The organism is Polynucleobacter sp. TSB-Sco08W16, from assembly GCF_018687455.1.
Lineage (GTDB): Bacteria > Pseudomonadota > Gammaproteobacteria > Burkholderiales > Burkholderiaceae > Polynucleobacter.
Genome location: NZ_CP061291.1, coordinates 805170 through 826385, shown reverse-complemented (window position 1 = coordinate 826385; position 21216 = coordinate 805170). Strand labels below are relative to the sequence as shown.

Here is a 21216-nt window from a genome sequence, read left to right as displayed (position 1 = left end):
GCTCCGAATAGTCGACTAGTGAATTAAGCTGTTTCGTCAGCTGCAGGAGCAGCTTCAGTAGTAGCGCCTGCCAAAGGAGCAATCGTGCCACCCTCATCAGCCATTGCAGCCTTCAAAGATAAACGTAAACGACCACGCTCATCAGCAGCCAACAATTTCACACGAACTACTTGGCCTTCCGCCAAATAATCTTTTACTTCTTTGACGCGCTCATTTGAAATTTCAGAGATATGCAAGAGGCCGTCTTTACCAGGCAGAATGTTCACCAAAGCACCGAATTCGAGCAACTTGACTACTGGACCTTCGTAGATCTTGCCAACTTCAGCTTCGGCAGTAATACCTTCGATACGCGCTTTTGCTTCAGCCATACCTTCAGCGCTTGTAGAGGCAATGGTTACAGTGCCGTCATCTTTAATGTCGATGCTGCAACCAGTTTCTTTGGTCAAGGCCTGGATAGTTGCGCCGCCCTTACCAATCACTTCACGAATCTTGTCTGGATGAATCTTGAAAGACACCATGCGTGGAGCATGAGCTGACAATTCTGTACGAACTGAACCCATTGCTTCTTGCATTTTGCTCAAGATGTGCAAGCGTCCTTCTTTAGCTTGCGCTAAAGCAACTTGCATAATTTCTTTAGTAATACCTTGAACCTTAATATCCATCTGGAGTGCAGTAATACCGTTTGCAGTACCAGCTACTTTGAAGTCCATATCGCCCAAGTGATCTTCGTCACCCAAGATATCGGTCAACACAGCAAAACGGTTACCGTCCAGGATTAAGCCCATTGCTACACCAGCAACGTGTGCCTTCACTGGAACACCAGCATCCATCATTGCCAGACAACCGCCGCATACAGAAGCCATGGATGAAGAACCATTGGACTCAGTGATCTCTGAAACAACGCGAATGCTGTATGCAAAGTCTTCTGGGCTTGGTAATACTGGAATCAAAGCGCGCTTAGCCAAACGACCGTGACCAATTTCGCGGCGCTTAGGGCTACCTACTCGGCCAGTTTCGCCTGTTGCAAATGGAGGCATGTTGTAGTGAAACATGAAACGATCACGGTATTCACCTTCGAGCGCATCAATGATTTGCTCGTCACGTGCGGTACCTAGGGTAGCGACAACGAGAGCCTGAGTTTCACCACGGGTAAACAATGCAGAACCGTGCGTACGTGGCAGTACACCATTACGAATTTCAATTGGGCGAACAGTGCGTGTATCGCGACCATCAATACGTGGTTCGCCATTCAAAATCTGGCTACGGACAATCTTTGCTTCGATCTCGAACATGATGTCACTAACAGCAACAGCATCAACGTCACCTTCTTCAGATAACTTAGCCAACACTTCTTTGGAAATCTCTTTGAGCTTATCTGAACGAGCGCCTTTTTGGCGAATCTGATATGCCTCACGCAATGGCGCTTCAGCCAAAGCAGTGACTTTCGCAATAAACGGCTCATCTTTAGGAGCAGCAGTCCAATCCCACTCTGGCTTGCCAGCTTCGCTTACCAATTCATTAATTGCATTAATAGCTGTTTGCATTTGGTCATGACCAAATACCACTGCACCGAGCATCACTTCTTCAGAAAGTTGATTGGCTTCTGATTCAACCATCAATACAGCAGCCTGTGTGCCAGCAACGATCAAGTCGAGTTCACTAGTAACTTGTTCTGTACGAGTTGGGTTCAGGAGGTATTGTCCGTTAGCGTAACCAACACGTGCTGCGCCTACTGGGCCAGCAAAGGGGATACCAGAAACAGCCAATGCTGCAGAAGCAGCGATCAAAGCAGGAATATCTGCAGGAACATCTGGGTTAATTGACAAGACATGAACTACTACCTGAACTTCATTCAAAAATCCTTCTGGAAACAAAGGACGCAATGGACGGTCGATCAAGCGGGAGATTAATGTCTCACCTTCAGATGGACGGCCTTCACGACGGAAGAAACCGCCGGGGATCTTGCCGGCAGCGTATGTTTTTTCTAAATAATCTACTGTCAATGGGAAAAAGGATTGGCCTGGCTTTGCAGACTTAGAGGCAACAACCGTACCCATCACTACTGTGTCATCCACATTAACGATAACGGCACCACCAGCTTGACGAGCGATCTCGCCTGTTTCCATAGTTACTTGATGGTTGCCCCACTGAAAACTCTTTACTGCTTTTTTAAACATAGTCATTCTGATCTTCTCCAAATTGTTCACGCAAGACTCACATGAGAATTGCGCTTGTCGTGGGATAAAGCAGTGTCACGACAACACTGGAGTGATTTAGGATTACAAGGGATGCCATTCCAGGGAGGCTCTGAACTCAGAAGCTCATTGGAATGACACAATCCCCTACACAAATAATCTAAAAGCACTCAAAAAAAACATGCCACCTTCTTAAGACTGATTCGGTGAAGAAACAACCTTAAGTGAGATGGCATTGCATACCGATAAGAATTACTTACGGAGACCTAATTTCTCGATCAATGCGCGATAGCGATCCAGATCTTTGCCTTTGAGGTAATCCAAGAGGCGACGGCGACGTGAAACCATCTTCAACAAACCGCGACGGCTGTGATGATCTTTGGCGTTAGCCTTGAAATGGGGGGTTAATTCATTGATGCGGGCTGTAAGCAATGAAACTTGAACTTCAGGACTACCCGTATCGTTTGCGCTGCGCGCGTTTTCTTTGACGATTTCCGCCGTTTTGATATCAGCAACTGCCATTTTTAATACTCCTTACTTGCGAACACATGAGCTTTCACCCAATCCGTGTCGTGCGTTATTAACAAAATAAAACAAAAAAGCTTTATAAATCAAAGCTCTCGAATTGTAGCAGACCGCAGCCCAAAAGCAGGTATTGCCCTACAAAAATTGGTATTCTGTAGAAGAAAATACCCAATTAGTAAAATAATATCTATATTAATCAATAACTTACAAATAATGAACTCCATATATCGCTTTTTAGGCGCCCTTTTTCTCCTCTGCCTTTGCCTCAACAACCCTTCTTTTGCTCAATTTTCAAACCCATTTGGACCTGATAAGACGGTTGCTGAACAGCGCCAAGAAATCCTTAAAAAGAATGAGCAAATTCTCAAGCAGCTCTATTCAGCAGAACCAAAGGCAAAAGATCTGATTGAAAAATCGGTTGGATATGCCACCTTCAGCAACTTTGGCATGAAGATCCTGATAGCCGGCGGTGGTTCTGGCTCTGGAGTAGTAATCAATAAGATGAGTTCCAAGCCAACCTATATGAATATGGCTGAAGTCCAGGCAGGTTTGGGCTTGGGGATTAAATCATTTCAGAACATCTTCATCTTCCAATCTGAAGCGGCTCTCAATGATTTTGTGAACTCAGGCTGGACTTTTGGGGGACAAGTAACGGCTGCTGCGAAATATGACAAAGATGGCACTTCTTACCAAGACGCAACTGTAGTAGCACCTGGCGTTTTAATGTACCAACTAACAGACTCGGGCCTTGCCGCAGAAATCACCGGCAAGGGCACCAAGTATTACAAAGACAGCACCCTGAACAAATAGCAATGCGCTACAAATGACGTTTTTAAGGCGTCATTTGTGCATTGAGTTTTGCTTGGCTTGGGTCGTGTAATTTATTCAATGCTGATAGGTAAGCCTTTGCAGACGCAGCGATGATATCTGGATCGGTTCCAACACCATTCACAATCCGACCACCCTTAGACAGTCTCACAGTAACCTCACCCTGCGATTGGGTGCCCGAAGTAATGGCGTTAACTGAATAGAGTAATTGCTCCGCCCCACTTTTTGCAATCTCTTCGATGGCATTCAAGCTCGCATCTACAGGGCCATTGCCTTCAGCTTCAGAGCTAACCTCTTTCTCACCCATCCGGAAAGTAACCCGAGACTTTGGACGCTCACCCGTTTCTGAATGCTGACTTAATGAGATGAAATGGTAATGCTCGCCCTCTTCAGCTGCGGCAGTATCAGACATGATTGCAATAATGTCCTCATCAAAGATCTCTGCTTTTTGATCAGCTAAGGCCTTAAATCGAGTAAAGGCATCATTTAAATCAGCCTCGGCCTCTACCGTAATACCCAATTCTTGCAAACGTTGTTTGAAGGCATTACGACCGGACAATTTACCTAATACGATTTTATTGGTTGACCAACCCACATCTTCTGCACGCATGATTTCGTAGGTCTCACGGTTCTTCAAAATACCATCTTGATGAATTCCAGAGGCATGTGCAAAAGCGTTCGCACCCACTACGGCCTTATTGGGTTGCACAACAAAACCAGTGATTTGAGAAACCAGCTTGGATGCTGGCACAATTTGGCTAGCATCAATACCACAAACCATATCGAAGTAATCTTTGCGGGTACGCAAAGCCATCACAATTTCTTCTAATGCTGTATTGCCAGCACGCTCACCCAAGCCATTGATGGTGCACTCAATTTGACGAGCTCCGCCGATCTTGACACCCGCCAATGAGTTAGCTACAGCCATACCTAAGTCGTTGTGACAGTGCACTGACCATACGGCTTTGTCTGAATTTGGTACGCGAGTGCGGAGAGTTTTAATAAACTCGCCATACAACTCGGGCGTTGCATAACCTACTGTATCTGGGATATTGATAGTTGAGGCACCTTCATTAATAACTGCTTCAACCACCCTGCACAAGAAATCCATTTCAGAGCGATAACCATCTTCTGCAGAAAATTCAATATCAGAAGCCAAGTTTCTAGCGAAACGAATTGAGCGTTTTGCCTGCTCCAATACTTCCTCCGGAGACATGCGCAACTTCACCGCCATATGCAATGGACTTGTGGCTAAGAAGGCATGAATACGCTTGGCATTCGCCGCCTGCAAGGCATCGGCTGCGCGGGTGATGTCTTTGTCATTGGCTCTAGCTAATGAACAGACGATTGAATCTTTGATGGTAGCAGCCACCGCAGAAATTGCTTGAAAGTCGCCTTCTGAGCTTGCAGCAAAACCAGCTTCAATCACATCTACCTTAAGACGCTCTAGTTGACGAGCAATACGAACCTTCTCGTCCTTGGTCATCGACGCGCCAGGGGATTGTTCGCCATCACGCAAGGTGGTGTCAAAAATGATTACTTTGTCGCTCATCACTACTCTCCGGTTTGGATTACTAATTTAGCTTCTTAACTGAATTCTTTAATAATTCGGTATTACGGTCTTTAAAACAAAAACCCCAGCAATTTGCTGGGGCTGGTATTGGTGGTTAATGGATCTCTTTATCTCATTAACTCAGGCCTTACCCGCCCCAAGCGTAATGCTTAGTGCCAGTAGAAGGAGGCCAGATAAAGGTGAAAAATTCATCAACATGGAATTAATATACCCCAAAAATAGGGAATTAGCTAAAACGCTTACCGCTCAGATGCTCCCAAGCCCAAATCACATAGCCCGAGATTGAATAAATCACAAACAAGCCAAAGAGCGTCAAGGGTGGATTAGATGAAATTAAGACAAAGGTCAGAATTAAGAGAACCATGACGCCGAACGGCACGCGGTAACGCACATCCAGAGCTTTGCCGCTATAAAAGCGAGCGTTAGAAACCATGGTCAAGCCTGCATAAACAGCAATAAAGAATGTGATCCAGGGAATAGCGGTATCGCGCACCGGAATCTTATTGTCATCCGCTAGCCAGATAAAGCCAGCCATCAGGGAACCTGCTGCAGGACTAGGTAAGCCTTGGAAGAATTTTTTATCAACTACACCAGTATTGACGTTAAAGCGAGCTAGACGCAGTGCAGCGCCCGCACAGTAAGTAAAAGCTGCTAACCAGCCCCACTTACCCAAATCTTTTAAAGCCCACTCGTATGCGACTAAGGCAGGTGCAACTCCAAAAGACACCATATCAGCCAGGGAATCATATTGTTCGCCAAATGCACTTTGGGTATTAGTCATACGGGCTACACGACCATCCATACCATCGAGAACAAGTGATGCAAAGATAGCAATAGCTGCGATCTGGAATTGATCGTTCATTGCATTCACAATCGCAAAGAAACCACTGAACAATGCAGCAGTAGTAAATGCGTTTGGAAGTAAATAAATGCCTTTGCTACGAAGGCGTGGTTTAGGTGGATGGAGCTCCTCTACTTCGTAATCCACCCCATCACCCATATCTTCAGCCCACTGGTCTTGAATGGACTCAGTACGGCGATGAGCTAAGCGACTGCGATTAATACGGCCGCGACGGCGAAATGTAGTCAAGCAGTATCCCGGTAAAGTTTCGAATCAATCTAGCCCTGGCACACGTGCCAAAGCGGTATTGGTTGCAAATACTTTATCACCAACAGAAACCAATGGTTCTGCGTTTAAGGGTAAATACACATCTACACGCGAGCCAAAGCGAATAAATCCGTAGCGTTCACCCGCTTTAAGACGATCACCTACGTGGATGTAGCAAAGAATACGGCGCGCAATCAAACCTGCAACTTGAACTAAAGTCACGATTTGACCATTGGCATCAATTACCACTGCATTACGCTCATTCTCAGTAGAAGCTTTATCCAAGTCAGCATTCACAAATTTACCTGGAAAGTACTGAATCTCTTTGACCAAGCCATTTACAGAGCTACGATTGGAGTGCACGTTAAATACGTTCATGAACACGCTGATTTTGAGCGCTTCACGGCCTGCGTAGGGATCATTTGTAACTTCTACTACAACGATACGTCCATCAGCAGGAGATAAAACAAGATCACGGCCAAGCGCAGGAATGCGCTGTGGATCGCGGAAGAACTGCAGAACAAAGATAAAGATGATCCAGAGTGGCCAGGACCATGCAATGCCACCAAGATAGTGAACCAGCAAAGTCACCACTCCCACTAGCGCCAAATAGGGCCAACCTTCTTTTGCAATAATGGGGTGTGGATACATCATTTTTGTTCTGAGCCTTTGTAAGTACTTCTATAAATGGAAATGCTTAGTTCTTAGTCTGATCAACCAATTTGTTCTTAGCAATCCAAGGCATCATGGCACGGAGTTTTGCACCAACCACCTCAATGTCGTGCTCAGCATTCAAGCGACGACGGGAGATCAAAGTAGGAGCGCCTGCCTTGTTTTCAAGGATGAAGCTCTTAGCATATTCGCCAGTCTGAATATCTTTCAAGCACTGACGCATTGCATTCTTAGTATCTTCGGTCACTACGCGTGGGCCAGTTACATACTCACCGTACTCAGCATTGTTAGAAATTGAGTAGTTCATATTAGCGATACCACCTTCGTAGATCAAATCTACGATCAATTTGAGCTCATGCAAGCACTCGAAGTAAGCCATCTCTGGTGCATAACCAGCTTCAACCAAAGTTTCAAAACCAGCTTTAATCAATTCAACTGCGCCACCACAGAGAACAGCTTGCTCACCGAACAAGTCAGTTTCAGTTTCTTCGCGGAAATTGGTTTCGATAATGCCAGCGCGACCGCCACCGTTCGCTGTTGCGTATGACAAGGCAACATCACGAGCAGAGCCCGATTTATCCTGGTACACAGCGATCAAATGAGGAACACCACCACCCTGTGCGTAGGTACCACGAACAGTATGGCCAGGAGCCTTAGGGGCAATCATGATGACGTCTAAGTCAGCGCGTGGTTGAACTTGACCGTAGTGAACATTAAAACCGTGAGCAAATGCAAGCGCAGCGCCTTGCTTGATATTGCCATGTACTTCTTTGCTGTATACATCAGCGATTTGCTCATCAGGCAAAAGCATCATCACTACATCGGCATCCTTAACTGCTTCGCCAACTTCTTTTACTGTCAAGCCTGCGTTCGCAGCCTTGCTCCAGGAAGCGCCGTCTTTACGCAAACCAACAGTAACGTTACAGCCAGAATCTTTTAGGTTCAAAGCGTGTGCGTGACCTTGTGAACCGTAACCAATGATGGTGACTTTCTTGCCCTTAATGAGGGACAAATCGGCGTCTTTATCGTAAAAAACTTTCATGCTCTTTCCTTGTTTTGAAAATGTAATTAATGCAGTAATCAGTTAAAAAAATTAAACCTTGAGGATACGTTCACCGCGCCCAATACCAGAACCACCCGAGCGGACAGTCTCTAGGATTGATGCACGGTCAATCGAATCGATAAAGGCATCCAATTTGGCACCATCACCAGTTAACTCGATGGTGTAACTCTTATCAGTCACATCAATAATGCGACCGCGGAAGATATCGGTTGTACGCTTGAGTTCTTCACGTTCTTTACCGACAGCGCGTACTTTGATCATCATGAGTTCACGCTCAATATGAGGGCCTTCACTCAGATCAAATACTTTTACCACTTCAACCAAACGGTTTAAGTGCTTTGTAATTTGCTCGATGACATCATCAGAACCAAAGGTCACAATCGTCATCCGGGAGAGCGATGGATCTTCAGTCGGCGCAACACTTAAGGTATCAATGTTGTAACCGCGAGCAGAGAAAAGACCTACTACGCGTGACAATGCGCCCGGCTCGTTCTCAATTAATACAGAAATAATGTGTCGCATTACAGATCCTCACTACCCAAAAGCATTTCAGTAATACCCTTGCCTGCTTGAACCATAGGCCAAACGTTTTCTTCTGGGTCTGTCTGGAAATCCATAAATACAGTGCGATCTTTTAAACGGATTGCCTCTTTGAGCGCACCCTCCACATCTGATTTTTTCTCAATGCGCATGCCAACGTGACCATAAGCCTCGGCCAACTTCACAAAGTCAGGCAAAGAATCCATGTAGGAGCTCGAATAACGCTTGTTATAAGTAAGCTCTTGCCACTGACGCACCATTCCCAAGTAACGATTATTCAAAGAAACAATCTTTACAGGTGTGTTGTACTGCTTGCAAGTCGATAGCTCTTGAATACACATCTGAATAGAGCCTTCGCCTGTGATGGCAAAGACGTCCTGCTCAGGGAAAGCTTTCTTAATACCCATTGCATAAGGTAAACCAACCCCCATGGTGCCAAGACCGCCAGAGTTGATCCAGCGACGTGGCTTATCAAACTTATAAAACTGGGCAGCCCACATCTGATGTTGACCAACGTCTGAAGTAATAATGGCGTCACCACCAGTAAGTTCCCAAAGTTTTTGAACTACATACTGCGGCTTCACGATTTGTGAGGCTTCATCAAACTTCAAGCAATCTTTTTTGCGCCACTCGTTGATCTGATCCCACCATGCCGCCACTTTATCGCCGTTCTTACGCGCACCACCAGCCTTTAATTGCGCAGTCATCTCAACTAACACCTCTTTGAGATTGCCAACGATGGGGACATCCACCCTGACGCGCTTAGAGATAACGGATGGATCGATATCGATATGGATGATTTTTCGCGGATGACTTGCAAAGTGCTGGGTATTGCCAATGACGCGATCATCAAAACGAGCACCAATGGCAATCAACACATCACTGTGCTGCATCGCCATATTGGCTTCGTAGGTTCCATGCATACCGAGCATGCCTAAAAATTGCGGACTGGTACCTGGGAAGCCACCCAAACCCATTAAGGTATTGGTCACTGGATAACCCAAGAGCTCAGCAAATTCTTTTAACTCTGGAGCGGCATCCGAAAGAATGACGCCACCACCGGTGTAGATATAGGGACGCTCGGCTTCTTGCAGCAAAGCAACCGCTTTGCGGATCTGCCCACTATGGCCTTTCACTACCGGATTGTAGGAGCGCATCTCCAAGGTTTCTGGATACACAAACGGGCCTTTAGCCGCAGAGACATCCTTGGGGATATCAATCAATACTGGGCCTGGACGACCTGTTTGTGCAATGTGAAATGCCTTCTTCAACACCAGCGGTAGATCTTTCACATCCTTCACAAGGAAGTTGTGCTTTACCACTGGGCGGGTGATACCAACAGTATCAGCCTCTTGGAATGCATCTTCACCAATTGCGTATGTCGGTACGTTACCGCTGATGATCACCATCGGGATCGAATCAGTGTAGGCAGTAGCAATACCGGTAACTGCATTGGTCACACCTGGACCCGAAGTTACTAGGGCAACTCCAACCTTACCGGTTGCGCGTGCGTAACCATCGGCTGCATGAACGGCTGCTTGTTCATGACGGACCAAAATATGTTCAAACTTATCTTGTTTAAAAATCTCGTCGTAGATGAAGAGAACGGAACCGCCTGGGTAACCCCACACGAATTCAACACCCTCTTTGTGCAATGCATGCACGAGCATTTCAGCACCAATCATTTCTGGAGGAGCTGTTACGGGATTTGTATTTGTTGAGTCTTGATTAGCTTTAGTAGCTAAAAATTCGGCGCTGCTTGTATTCATTTTCTTTCGTCCTTTGCAATTTTCGGCAAAAAATTGTTTGGTCTGTTCTATCTCCTGCTTATGGCCTGAGTTCGAACGGCGCTGCTACCGGAAAAACCACTTCGTAAATGAGAATCTAGGTAGTAAGCCCTATATTCTATAGCAATCCCCTAAAATAGCTCAACTCTTACCGATTCAGGTGTAATCGATTGCATGGCATCAGCCCAAGAACTATCCGACTTTCTAAGTAGTGTCGAGCAGCGCGCCTTCAAGCAGGCGGTATATGCCGTGCGTGATGATGATGCTGCTATGGATATTGTTCAAGATGCAATGATCAAATTGGCTGAGAAATACGGTGATAGGCCTATTTCTGAACTTCCATTGGTCTTCACTAGAATCTTACAAAACCGCATTCATGACCACTTTCGACGTCAAAAAGTCAGAAACACTTGGGTCACCCTGTTTTCGAGTATGGGCAGAAAAAGCGATGAAAGTGATGATTTTGACCCCCTAGAGTCCCTTTCAGCCCCAGATAACAGCGAAATTCACCAAGATGGGTCTCAAAAACTAGAACAAAGTCAGCTTTTACAGGCTTTAGAGTCAGAAATAGCTAAATTACCTGTACGTCAACGAGAAGCCTTCCTAATGCGTTATTGGGATGAGTTAAGCATTACTGAGACTGCCAAAGCCATGAGTTGTAGCGAAGGCAGTGTCAAAACGCATTGTTCTAGAGCCACCCAAACTCTAGCTAAAGCATTGAAATTAAAAGGAATTACCCTGTGAAACATCGAGATGAAACCCTCACCCAGTTAGAAGCAGACCAATTTGGTCGAGCGAGTGCCGCCCTGTTAAGTCAGAGCGCTCAAAGTTTGCCTGCTGGCATCAAAGACCGCTTACATGCCGCCCGTATGAAGGCTTTGGCTGTCCGCAAACCTGAAAAGATATTGGTTCAAAAACCTGTTTTTGCTGGTTTCGCTGGTAATTGGTCACCTCGCTCCTCTAACGGTGTTTGGGATACCGTTGGTTGGGTAGCTCCTTTGGTAGTACTTGTATTTGGCTTAATTGGCATTGCCCAATGGCAAGATGAATCTCGCATCAACGATATTGCCGAAGTAGATGCCGCTTTACTCACGGATGATGTTCCTCCAGATGCGTATGCTGATAGCGGCTTTATGGCTTTCTTGAAAAATGGTCCACTCTCGGATTCTCAAGACAGCACTTCTTCTTTGGCCCCAAGCAAATAACTTAAAACGATCAATGCAGCAAAAAATGATGTCCTCTACTTCTAGCGCCTTTTTGGCGATGGTAGTGGGCATCTTTTTAATTTTTGCTCCAACAGCTAAGGCGCAAACTGCGCCTAGCGGATCTCACGGCAAGTCCGCCGCCATACCCGCCAAGACGCCAGATGGGACTTGGGAAGGCCTAAACCCTTCGCAGCAAAAGGTCCTCGCTCCCCTAGAGAGTGACTGGGACTACATGCTTCCAGACAGTCGCAAGAAATGGATCTATGTCGCCAACATCTACCCGAAGATGAGCGCAACCGATCAAGAGCGCCTGCAATCTCGCATGGCCAGTTGGTCTAATCTCTCTCAAAAAGATCGTCGCATTGCACGTGAAAATTATTTAATTAGCCTCAAGTTTCCTGCTGAGAAAAAGGCAGAGGCTTGGAGTGCATATCAAAAGCTGAGTGACGAGCAGAAGAAAAAATTAGCCGAGATGGAGGCCAAGAAAAAACCGAATGCCATCAATGCGCCCACCCTTCAGCAACACACTATTAAACAAGACACCACCCCACCCCCTCCAGCGCCAAGACCCAGGGCTGTGGTTCCTGAGCCTACGTCGCCTACGCCCCCCAGCTCAGAAGTGTATTGAGCTGTTGTTGTTCTAGTTTATTAATGACGCCTACTGAACTCAATGTATTACCTGCTCCAAATTTTTGGCGTCGGGTCTCTTGCTGCCTTTATGAACAACTGGTTCTGCTCGGTGTTATTGCCCTCACATTTTTAGTGCCAAACTTGCTATTAGGCATGATGTTTGGAATAGCGCTGCCTAGCTGGCTCTCCTTCCTATATCTTTATCTTGTCCTAGGCGTTTACTTTGTTTGGTATTGGACTAAGTCTGGTCAAACATTAGCCATGCAAACGTGGCGCATTCGTTTGATTGCTAGCAATGGATTTAATTTGACGAGACCTCAAGCAATGAGGCGTTATATCTATGGCTCGCTCTGGCTTGCGCCATGCGTGCTATTGCAATGGATTTTTCACTTAGAAAAGTGGCAGATTATTGAGATGATCTTCACTGTCGCTCTGTTTATTTGGCCCTTAAGCATTTATCTCGATCGTAGAGAATCTGGGCTTCGTCAAAGCTTGCCAGACCGCCTTGCTGGCTCGAGACTGGTCGAGCTACCTAAGAGCTTAGTGAAACTCTCTTAGGCTTTTAGGCCTCACGCAAACATTCAACTGCCGTAGCGCCTTGAATTCGATTCTGAAAGCGATAGCCCGCTGTAAGAGATGCAACTACCCCGAAAGTAACACCCATCAAGATAGCCTCCGCAAAGGCATTAAATTCAATATCCATAACGTAGCGTCCGAGCGCCCAAGCAGCAGCGCCGGCTGCCACACCCGCTAACAAGCCAGCAGCAAAGCCAATGATGAGTAACTCAGTGCGGGCTATTTGCGATAACACTGTACGGGATGCACCCATAGCTTTTAAAAGAGCAGCATTTCTGAAGCGCTCATCTTGAGTTGCTGCAATTGCTGCAATCAACACCAAGATTGCTGCAATCACAGTAAAGGCAAATAAGAGGCCAAGTGCGGCAGATAATTTATTCAGTACCTCCTGAATTTGTTGCAAGGATGCCGATACATCAACGATTGTTAGATTGGGATTGGCCTGGCTAAGCTGAAAATCCATAGATTCTTTTGCGGGGTCTTGGTAATACGAAGTAATCCACGATTGTGGCATTCCAGCTAATTGCGATGGCGGCATGATGACAAAAAAGTTCACACGCATTGAGCCCCAATCAAGCTTACGCAAAGAAGTAATAGGGGCAACCACCTTCTCACCTGCCACTTCAAAGGTGATTTGATCGCCAAGTTTGAGTTTTAAGGTTTTGGCAATCCCAGTTTCCATGGAGATTTGTGGGCTATCACCGGCAATCCATTGGCCGGACACAATTCGATTACCTAATGGCAACTGCTCTGTATAAGACAAATTGAATTCACGATCGATGAGGCGCTTGGCATTTTCTTCTGAAAAATCTGCCGGCGATACATCTAAGCCATTCACAGCAATAAGACGCCCTCTCACCATGGGATAAAAATCTGGTTTAGATACTCCGCCCGCTTCAAGCGCTTGCGCAATAGCCGTCTTCTGATCGCCCTGAATATTAATCATGAAGCGATTCGGAGCATTAGCTGGAATATTGCCTTGCCAAGTACTGAGCAAATCCTGGCGCAAGAGAAGAATAAGCAGGATGGCCATTAAGGCAATTCCCAAGGCAGTAATTTGCATTACCGCAAAGGCAGATCTACGGCCCATTGCCGTAATCGTAAAACGCAGTGCAAAGTGTTGGGTATTGATATTTGAGAGAAGCCATAAAACCAAACGGGCAGCTATCGAGAAAATGAAAATAGCTCCTGCAAAGCTCAAACCAACCCAAAGCGCCAATTTTGCATCGCGCGCCGCAACCCAAATAAGAACCGCACAGCTTAGCAAACCAAGGATGGCAACCCACATAGAGGCAAGCTTCGTAATTTCAAACTCTTTCCGAATTAAGCGCATGGGTGAAACCTTAGCCAAGCCCATGATGGGCGCCCCAGCAAATCCCAGCAATAAGAACCATGTAAACAGGACACTCCATAACACTGGCTGTACTGAAATGCCCGGTAAATTACCCACCATCAAGCTGCCTAATAGCCTAGTAAGCAGCTCTTGAACTAAATAACCCAAACCAGAACCCACTAGCGCAGCAAATAGTCCTAGTGCCAACAACGTTTTCATTTGTTTTTTTAAAATCGTAGCACTTGTAGCGCCGAAACACTTCAGTGCCGCACAGGAATCGGCTTGACCGATCATATAGCGTCGCGCCGACAAAGATATCGCTACAGCTGCAATCATGGCAGTGAGCAATGCAATGAGCGATAAAAATTGCTCTGCCCGTTCGAGTGTTTTGCGCATCATGGGTTGTGCATTTTCCAAAGTCTCAATCCGCACACCGCGTAACTTTTGAGCATCAATATAGTTTGCAGCCCACTTCTGATAAAGCCTTATTTGCTCATCGCTACCAGCCAACAACAATCGATACGTCACCCGACTCCCAGGACCGATCAGACCGGTGGACTCTAGGTCATCTAAAGACATCATGACTCGTGGTGCAAAGTTCATAAAACCAGCGCCGCGATCAAGCTCGCGCATTAAAACACCAGAAATTACAAACTGATGATCGCCAAGCCGTAAAGAGTCGCCTAGATGGGTATGTAGATTTGTTAACAGCGCTGGATCGACCCAGACAGAGCCGCTAATAGGTCCCGATGCAATATTCGGTGGCGGCTCAACCTGCAGTGAGCCCCTTAAAGGATAGGTAGAGCTAACAGCCTTTACTGAAGATAGCTTGCTCTGTTCACCACTACTAGTCATACTCGGAAATACCACTGTTTGGGCAGTCCGGAGTTGTTGGCTTTGTGCCTCCTGAAGAAAAACTTCAGGAATCGGCTGATCCGCAACAATTAAAAGATCCGAAGCTAAAAGTTGGCGCGCATCAAATTCAAAAGCCCGATGCATGCGATCAGCCAGAAAACTCACGCTGGTTAAAGCGCTGACCGATAAAATTAACGCCACCAACAACCACCTTAACTCCTTGGAGCGAAGGTCTTGCTTCAAGCCTTGAATAAGGCTAGATAGAAGATGGATCAAATTGCCTGTATCTGGCCGCCATCAATGCGCATGACAGTGCCAGTGATAAAAGAAGCATTCTGACTAGCTAAAAACGCTGCGGCATCACCGTATTCCTGGGGATCGCCGTAACGTCCTGCTGGGATTTGACGCAAACTCGCTTTCACAACTTCCTCGTAGCTAGTGTTCTCACGCTTAGCCCTGGCTTCATCTAGCTGACGCAAACGATCAGTAGCGACACGACCAGGCATGATGATGTTCACAGTTACGCCCTCAGCAGCAACTTCTGCAGCCAGAGTCTTTGACCATGCCAATAAAGCGGCACGCAATGTATTCGAAATAGCTAAGTTTTTAATCGGGGCAATCGCACCAGAAGTGGTACTCGTAATAATGCGACCCCACTTACGTTGACGCATGCCAGGTAAAACTCGATCTGTAATGGCAATCAAGGATAAGACCATGTCATTAAAACTCTTTTGCCAAAGAGCAGGATCTTGTCCAGCTGCTGGAGTCGGCGGAGGTCCACCTGTATTGTTAATCAGAATATCAATCGGTCCCAGCTCTTTCTCAACTTGAGAAACTAGGCCATCAATAACGGATGCATCCGATAAGTCCCAGCTCAACGCTAACGCAACGCCGCCTGCTGCTTGAATCAACTCAACGGACTTTTGCAAACCCTCTGGATTGCGTCCAGTAACAGCAACCTTGACACCCTCACGCGCGAGAGAGACCGCCATTGCTTGACCCAAGCCTCGGCTAGACGCCAACACTAAAGCCACTTTACCCTTGATACCTAAATCCATACTGCCCCCACTAATAATGTTTTATTTTTACTTTGGCTATTCGTGAGTTGCTTATTAATCTAAAACTAATTTTTGCTTAGCAACCACTTCTTTATAAACCGCGTATTCAGCTTTAATTTCTTTTGAAAAAGCCTCTGGTCCATTCACGTTAATCAAAGAGCCCGTGTCTTCAATTCGCTTTTTGACAGCGGGATCATTCACCACCACCTTGAGTGCAGCATAGTATTTGTCAACGATATCTTTAGGCATGCCAGCGGGGCCTAAAAATCCGTAGTAAGCCATGCGGTTAACGGGAGCTAAACCAACCTCTGTAAATGTAGGCACATTTGGAAGTTGCGCTAAGCGCTTAGGCGCAGCAATCACTATTGGTACAAGCTTGCCATCTTTGATAAATGGAAATGAAGAAGGCAAGTTATCGAAAATCATCGAGACTTGACCGCCAACGGTATCGGCCAATGCAGGACCTGCTCCACGGTAAGGAATGTGGACGATAAATACACCAGTTAAGCTTTTAAATAGCTCTGTTTGGAGATGGCCAATGCCCCCTGTACCGGAGCTTGAGTAAGAATACTTACCGGGATTAGCCTTTAACACTGCCATAAAGGTTTTGAAATCTTTTGCAGGAAAGGACGGGTTTACAGCGATGATGTTTGGAGTGGCGGCAATATTACTAATGGCCGTGAAATCCGTAATTGGGTCGTAGCCTATCTTAGGGTTGATCGCAGGATTTGCAGCAGTTGTCGAGACGGTTGCCATGCCGATGGTGTAACCATCCTTGGGAGCGCGCATCACCTCTAAAGCACCAACAGAACCCCCGCCACCTGCCTTGTTATCAACAATGACAGGTTGACCTAGCTGCCGACCCAATGCATCCCCTACTGCGCGGGCAATGATGTCCGTGCTTCCCCCCGGCGCAAATGGTACAACCAAGCGTATCGGTTTATTGGGAAAGCCATCTGCTTGAACTGAAAGGCTCAATCCCGAGCCTAATATCAAAAAAGCAAAAGGAACAAAATGATTAAAAATAGATTTGAATGAAATACGTTTGTTCAACTTACTGCCCCATTGGTTTTGGTAAATTGCCAGCATATTTGTAAAGCTGCTCTTCATATTGCTTCAAGATTTCAGCAAGCGCTTGCTGCTGACCCAACACAAGCGCCTCAGGTGTATTGTCTTTGAGAGCAATGCGTTTGGTGTAACGATTTGCACCAATCAAGGGATTGCTTTTTCCACTGTTGGTAACGGTGAGAAAGAACTCAACACTAACAACCGCTTCAGGCCTTACGCGATAGTCGCCGTAAAACTCATTCACAGTAGCTTGTAGGGTGTAGTAAGGAAAGAGGCTGGTGTTCTGACCGACTGTTGCAGAAAAAATACCGGCCTTATTGAACCATTCACGCTCAGAGTTGCTGATCATCTCCGATGGAATCGTTGAGTAAATGTTATAAAAATCCTTTTCGTATCGCTGATCTGTGAGGCGATACACCAAAGACTTACCATCATAGGGTGACGCAACACTCACTGCACCAACCTTAAGCCAAAAATCGGAACGCTCTTTCAGTGGAGCTCCAGTACGTTGTGGAGCAACGACCCAGCTAGTTGGCGTTACAGGGCCACGAGTTGGTAAGGAACAGGCGCCTAAACCGACTACCAAAATGCATGCAAGAACAAATTTGATCATTTAGCAGCTCCTGACTGAGCTTGAATACCATTCATAGGCAGCGTAATTTTTGCTGGCACCTCACCCCAAATCAAGCTAGACGGTGATTGGCTAGCAATTCGAGTGAACTCATTTAACTGCTCTGCGGTCTGCTTCAGATTCTCAACCGTGAATTGGGTATCGCCCTGCATACTGGTAATGGTTTGGCGTAAAGCGACCATTGAACCAACCAACTCACGCATTAGTACATTGAGCTCATCTTTATCTGTCACTTTCGCGATGCGCTCCATGATGATATTCATCTGCTTAACAGATTGAATCAAGCCATCGTTATCCTTGCCTGTGCCTGCCATCATCGTATTGAGATTGGTTAACAGCGTGTCAAATTTTTTCTGTGTCCCATCTATATTGACCTGGTTTAAGCCATCGATCAGCTTCTGGATGCCTTCAATAATTTGGTCGGCTTGATTAGGCAAGGAAGGAATAACAGGATATTTTGACTTCCAATCATAGGGTAGAGGTGGATAGGTTTGCGCGACAGGGGTAAAGTTAAATTCAATATAGTTGACACCTGTAATGCCTTGAGACTTCACCTGTGCGCGAAGATTGTTCTTAACAAATTCTTTAATCAGGTCTTCATTAACAGTTTCACCCATAATCTGCATCCGCACCACTACATACTGACGGCGATCTTGAAAAGGTACGTCTTGCTCGTAGATGTCGCCCGACAAGCCAATCTGGGTCACCTGACCAATTTTGACTCCTCTAAATCGGACTGTAGCACCCGTATCCAATCCCGTGACCGATTGCTTAATATAGGTTTCGATCATGAAGGATTTTTTGAATAGCTGGCCTGAACCAAAGATCAAAATTACCGCGATCAAGACACCGATTGCGGCAAGCACAAAAGCGCCAAGGCGGAAATAATTAGGATTGGAGTTAGTACTCATGCTGCGTCCTTAGTCGTAATGCGATTAAAGAATTGACGCACCCGAGGATCGGGGCTGGTGTCACGTAATACTTTGGGGTCACCTTCTGCAATGATCCCCTTAGCGGTTTTATCTAACATAATCACCTTATCGGCAATCGTATAAATACTGGCCAACTCATGCGAAACAATTACAAAGGTAATGCCGAGGTTTTTAGATAAGTCCAAAATGGTTTGATCCAAATCTGCTGAGGTAATAGGGTCGAGACCTGCAGACGGCTCATCTAAGAACAAAATTTTTGGATCCAGCGCCATCGCCCTTGCAATCGCTGCACGCTTTTGCATACCGCCACTGATATCGCTCGGCATATAAGTTTCATAAGGCAACAAGCCAACTAGGTCGAGCTTGCAGCGGGCCAGCAGATTCATCTGGCTCTGAGTGAGTTGGGTGTATTCCTGCATGAACAATGTCACATTATCGAGTAGGTTCATAGAACCAAACAGTGCGCCCTGCTGATACATCACCCCAAAGCTCGTCATGATTTTTTGGCGCTCTGCACCCTGTGATGCAGTGATGTTTTGACCCTCAATCAACACGTCCCCTGACAAGGGTTGATAAAGGCCAAAGATATTTTTGAGAAGACTGGACTTACCGCAACCTGAGCCTCCCAAAATAACAAAGATTTCTCCGTTATTAACAGTAAAGTTCAGATCCTTCATCAAAATATTCGATCCATAACCTACGGTCAGGTCTTTAACTTCGATTGCGTATGGAGCGCTTGGTGCGGTCACTGGTGTATTCATCAGAAACCCGTCTTATAAGAAATGAAGGCGAAGATACCGTCAACCAACACGATCATCACAATACTACTGACTACTGCGCGCGTTGCAGAAATACCTACTGCTGCAGCACCAGTACCGGTTTGCATACCACGTAGACAACCCATCGCTGAAATCACAATACCAAATAAGGTAGCCTTAATAAGACCTGAGCAAATATCTTCAACGTCCACCGCATTGAGCATGCCGTTATAAAAATTAATAAATGGGATGCCATAAATCAACATCGTGAACATAGAAGCGATGATGCTCACAATATCGGCAAAGAGCGTCAGAATTGGCGCAACCAAAATGCCAGCTAGCACTCGTGGAACCACTAAGAAACGGATTGGACTAAGACCGCCCGTTACCAATGCATCAACCTCGTTATTGACTGTCATGGTGCCAATTTCTGCAGCAAAAGCAGCAGATGAACGACCGGCGAGCAAGATTGCGGTAATTAAAGGTCCCATCTCACGTACGATCCCTAGAGCAGCTAAGGGGCCTACAAAAGTGGTGGCCCCGAACTGCTTCATGCCAATAGCCGCCTGGAAGGACAAGATCACACCGATCAGAAATGCCACGAGGCCTACGATAGGTAAAGCAGCGATACCAGCCTCTACGGCTGCATTAACAAAATCGCCCCAACGCACTTGTTTAATGTGACGAATGGACCAAAATAAATCTGCCGCTAAGTGTCCTGTAAATGTAATCAGTCCACGTGTGTCATCAATCAGGTTCTGCGCAGCCATGCCGGTACTAACCACAAAACTTCTTTTGGGTTTAACTGCTGGCGTTGGAAATAAATTGGTGATTGGATCAAATTCGTGGAGCATCGGCTCATAACGAGAATCTAACCCTATCAAAGAAAAATTCGCGCCCACCTTCTGCTGCGCTTCTTCTACGCCAATCAAAAATGCAATACCTGCTCCATCCAAAGAAGATACTTGTGATGCATCAAACGTGAGGGATGCAGATTGAATCTTGTCTTGTGGAATTTGCGCTAACCAAGCGTCCTGTGCATTACGAATCTGAGTCCAGATTCCACCTAAGGTGTAGATATTCACTTTTCCACTCAAACCGACCTTGGCGTTAGAGGCGTCGATGAGTGACCAAACTGCCACTGGGGCACTAGCAGAAGGATTAACGGCGGAAATAGTGTCAGAAACGCTCATATCGAGACTATAAGGTATCTACAAGAAACCTATGTGAAATGCTAAAAAAGAAAAAGGGCCCAGTTTTTCAACTAGGCCCTGCATAAGTTGGTGCGGCTGGCAGGAATTGAACCCACGACCCCTTGGTTCGTAGCCAAGTACTCTATCCAGCTGAGCTACAGCCGCAACAGCCATAATTATGCCATGGAAGAGAAGAACTACATCACCCCCGCTGGTCACGAGCGGATTAAAACCGAGCTCCTACAGCTTCTAAACCTTGATCGGCCTGAGGTTGTGAAGGTTGTGCACTGGGCGGCCAGCAATGGTGACCGGTCGGAAAATGGGGACTATATCTACGGAAAGAAGCGACTTCGGGAGATTGATCGACGTATTCGCTTCCTCAATAAACGCCTTGAATTTGCTGTTGTTGTCGATAATTTGGCGAGAAAAACCGGTGATGCTGATGCTGAGCAGATCTTTTTTGGGGCTACCGTGTCTTACTCCCCTCTAGAGGGCAAGAATGCGGGAAAAGAGACCACCATCACTATTGTGGGTGTCGATGAGGTCGACTTAGAGAAAAACCACGTGAGCTGGGTATCGCCCATTGCCAAAGCTTTGATCAAAGCAAGATTGGGTGATTGCGTGACGATTCAAACGCCAACGGGCCCTACTGAAATAGAAATACTAGATGTTCAGTATTTATAGTT

The 21216-nt window shown here is 46.2% G+C and carries 21 protein-coding genes and 1 tRNA gene; 6 read left to right on the top strand and 16 right to left on the bottom strand.

Annotated elements, in window-relative coordinates:
• Positions 1-23 precede the first annotated feature (23 nt).
• Both pnp and rpsO read right to left on the bottom strand, forming a co-directional pair.
• Complete coding sequence (pnp, locus tag FD961_RS04040) at positions 24-2183, bottom strand: polyribonucleotide nucleotidyltransferase (protein WP_071465873.1); 2160 nt, start codon at positions 2181-2183, stop codon at positions 24-26.
• 264 nt (positions 2184-2447) lie between these two features.
• A complete protein-coding gene (rpsO, locus tag FD961_RS04035) occupies positions 2448-2717 on the bottom strand; it encodes a 30S ribosomal protein S15 (RefSeq protein WP_068323724.1) in 270 nt (89 codons plus the stop codon).
• A gap of 216 nt (positions 2718-2933) precedes the next feature.
• Between rpsO and FD961_RS04030 the strand changes: the two genes are divergently transcribed.
• On the top strand, positions 2934-3530 hold the full coding sequence (locus FD961_RS04030) for a hypothetical protein (RefSeq protein WP_215394208.1): 597 nt from the start codon (positions 2934-2936) through the stop codon (positions 3528-3530).
• A gap of 22 nt (positions 3531-3552) precedes the next feature.
• Here the strand turns inward: FD961_RS04030 and FD961_RS04025 are convergent, their stop codons facing one another.
• From FD961_RS04025 to FD961_RS04000, 6 genes are all read right to left on the bottom strand, one after another.
• Positions 3553-5100 carry a 2-isopropylmalate synthase gene (locus FD961_RS04025; protein WP_215394207.1) on the bottom strand — a complete coding sequence of 516 codons (1548 nt, stop codon included), beginning with the start codon at positions 5098-5100 and terminating at the stop codon, positions 3553-3555.
• A gap of 247 nt (positions 5101-5347) precedes the next feature.
• The gene (gene pssA / locus FD961_RS04020) at positions 5348-6211 is read right to left on the bottom strand and encodes a CDP-diacylglycerol--serine O-phosphatidyltransferase (protein ID WP_215394206.1); all 864 of its coding nucleotides are present in this window, start codon (positions 6209-6211) and stop codon (positions 5348-5350) included.
• A 24-nt stretch (positions 6212-6235) separates the two neighbouring features.
• Positions 6236-6883 carry a phosphatidylserine decarboxylase gene (locus FD961_RS04015; protein WP_071465876.1) on the bottom strand — a complete coding sequence of 216 codons (648 nt, stop codon included), beginning with the start codon at positions 6881-6883 and terminating at the stop codon, positions 6236-6238.
• A 43-nt stretch (positions 6884-6926) separates the two neighbouring features.
• Positions 6927-7943 carry a ketol-acid reductoisomerase gene (gene ilvC, locus FD961_RS04010; RefSeq protein WP_046329933.1) on the bottom strand — a complete coding sequence of 339 codons (1017 nt, stop codon included), beginning with the start codon at positions 7941-7943 and terminating at the stop codon, positions 6927-6929.
• A gap of 51 nt (positions 7944-7994) precedes the next feature.
• Positions 7995-8486, bottom strand: coding sequence for an acetolactate synthase small subunit (gene ilvN, locus FD961_RS04005; protein WP_011902903.1), 492 nt, complete (start codon positions 8484-8486; stop codon positions 7995-7997).
• The gene (locus FD961_RS04000; RefSeq protein ID WP_071465877.1) at positions 8486-10273 is read right to left on the bottom strand and encodes an acetolactate synthase 3 catalytic subunit; all 1788 of its coding nucleotides are present in this window, start codon (positions 10271-10273) and stop codon (positions 8486-8488) included. Before FD961_RS04000 ends, ilvN begins: the two co-directional genes overlap by 1 nt.
• Positions 10274-10465: 192 nt before the next feature.
• On the opposite strand from FD961_RS04000, the gene FD961_RS03995 reads away from it, so the two are divergent.
• Genes FD961_RS03995 through FD961_RS03980 form a run of 4 tightly spaced genes read left to right on the top strand, consistent with a single transcriptional unit; the run spans position 10466 to position 12684 of the window.
• Positions 10466-11035: an RNA polymerase sigma factor gene (locus tag FD961_RS03995; protein WP_215394205.1), complete on the top strand. Its 570-nt coding sequence runs from the start codon at positions 10466-10468 to the stop codon at positions 11033-11035.
• Positions 11032-11496: a DUF3619 family protein gene (locus FD961_RS03990; protein WP_215394204.1), complete on the top strand. Its 465-nt coding sequence runs from the start codon at positions 11032-11034 to the stop codon at positions 11494-11496. The genes FD961_RS03995 and FD961_RS03990 overlap by 4 nt, the downstream gene beginning before the upstream one ends.
• 25 nt (positions 11497-11521) lie before the next feature.
• Complete coding sequence (locus tag FD961_RS03985; protein WP_251371330.1) at positions 11522-12124, top strand: DUF3106 domain-containing protein; 603 nt, start codon at positions 11522-11524, stop codon at positions 12122-12124.
• A 23-nt stretch (positions 12125-12147) separates the two neighbouring features.
• Entirely contained in the window at positions 12148-12684 is a 537-nt protein-coding gene (locus FD961_RS03980) for an RDD family protein (protein WP_215394202.1), read from the top strand.
• Between the two features lie 4 nt (positions 12685-12688).
• Here the strand turns inward: FD961_RS03980 and FD961_RS03975 are convergent, their stop codons facing one another.
• From FD961_RS03975 to FD961_RS03940, 8 genes are all read right to left on the bottom strand, one after another.
• On the bottom strand, positions 12689-15091 hold the full coding sequence (locus FD961_RS03975; RefSeq protein WP_251371329.1) for an ABC transporter permease: 2403 nt from the start codon (positions 15089-15091) through the stop codon (positions 12689-12691).
• A gap of 71 nt (positions 15092-15162) precedes the next feature.
• The gene (locus FD961_RS03970) at positions 15163-15948 is read right to left on the bottom strand and encodes an SDR family oxidoreductase (RefSeq protein ID WP_215394200.1); all 786 of its coding nucleotides are present in this window, start codon (positions 15946-15948) and stop codon (positions 15163-15165) included.
• 54 nt (positions 15949-16002) lie between these two features.
• The gene (locus FD961_RS03965) at positions 16003-16926 is read right to left on the bottom strand and encodes a tripartite tricarboxylate transporter substrate binding protein BugE (protein ID WP_236638868.1); all 924 of its coding nucleotides are present in this window, start codon (positions 16924-16926) and stop codon (positions 16003-16005) included.
• A gap of 76 nt (positions 16927-17002) precedes the next feature.
• Positions 17003-17629: a membrane integrity-associated transporter subunit PqiC gene (locus FD961_RS03960; protein WP_215394199.1), complete on the bottom strand. Its 627-nt coding sequence runs from the start codon at positions 17627-17629 to the stop codon at positions 17003-17005.
• Positions 17626-18558: an MlaD family protein gene (locus FD961_RS03955; protein WP_215394198.1), complete on the bottom strand. Its 933-nt coding sequence runs from the start codon at positions 18556-18558 to the stop codon at positions 17626-17628. The genes FD961_RS03960 and FD961_RS03955 overlap by 4 nt, the downstream gene beginning before the upstream one ends.
• Positions 18555-19340 (bottom strand): ABC transporter ATP-binding protein, encoded by a 786-nt coding sequence (locus FD961_RS03950; RefSeq protein ID WP_215394197.1) that lies wholly within the window; start codon positions 19338-19340, stop codon positions 18555-18557. The genes FD961_RS03955 and FD961_RS03950 overlap by 4 nt, the downstream gene beginning before the upstream one ends.
• The gene (locus tag FD961_RS03945; protein ID WP_215394196.1) at positions 19340-20530 is read right to left on the bottom strand and encodes an ABC transporter permease; all 1191 of its coding nucleotides are present in this window, start codon (positions 20528-20530) and stop codon (positions 19340-19342) included. The genes FD961_RS03950 and FD961_RS03945 overlap by 1 nt, the downstream gene beginning before the upstream one ends.
• Before the next feature lie 88 nt (positions 20531-20618).
• A tRNA-Arg gene (locus tag FD961_RS03940) sits at positions 20619-20695 on the bottom strand.
• 18 nt (positions 20696-20713) lie between these two features.
• Here FD961_RS03940 and greB point away from each other — a divergent pair.
• Complete coding sequence (gene greB, locus FD961_RS03935; protein ID WP_215394195.1) at positions 20714-21214, top strand: transcription elongation factor GreB; 501 nt, start codon at positions 20714-20716, stop codon at positions 21212-21214.
• The last annotated feature ends 2 nt before the right edge of the window (positions 21215-21216 follow it).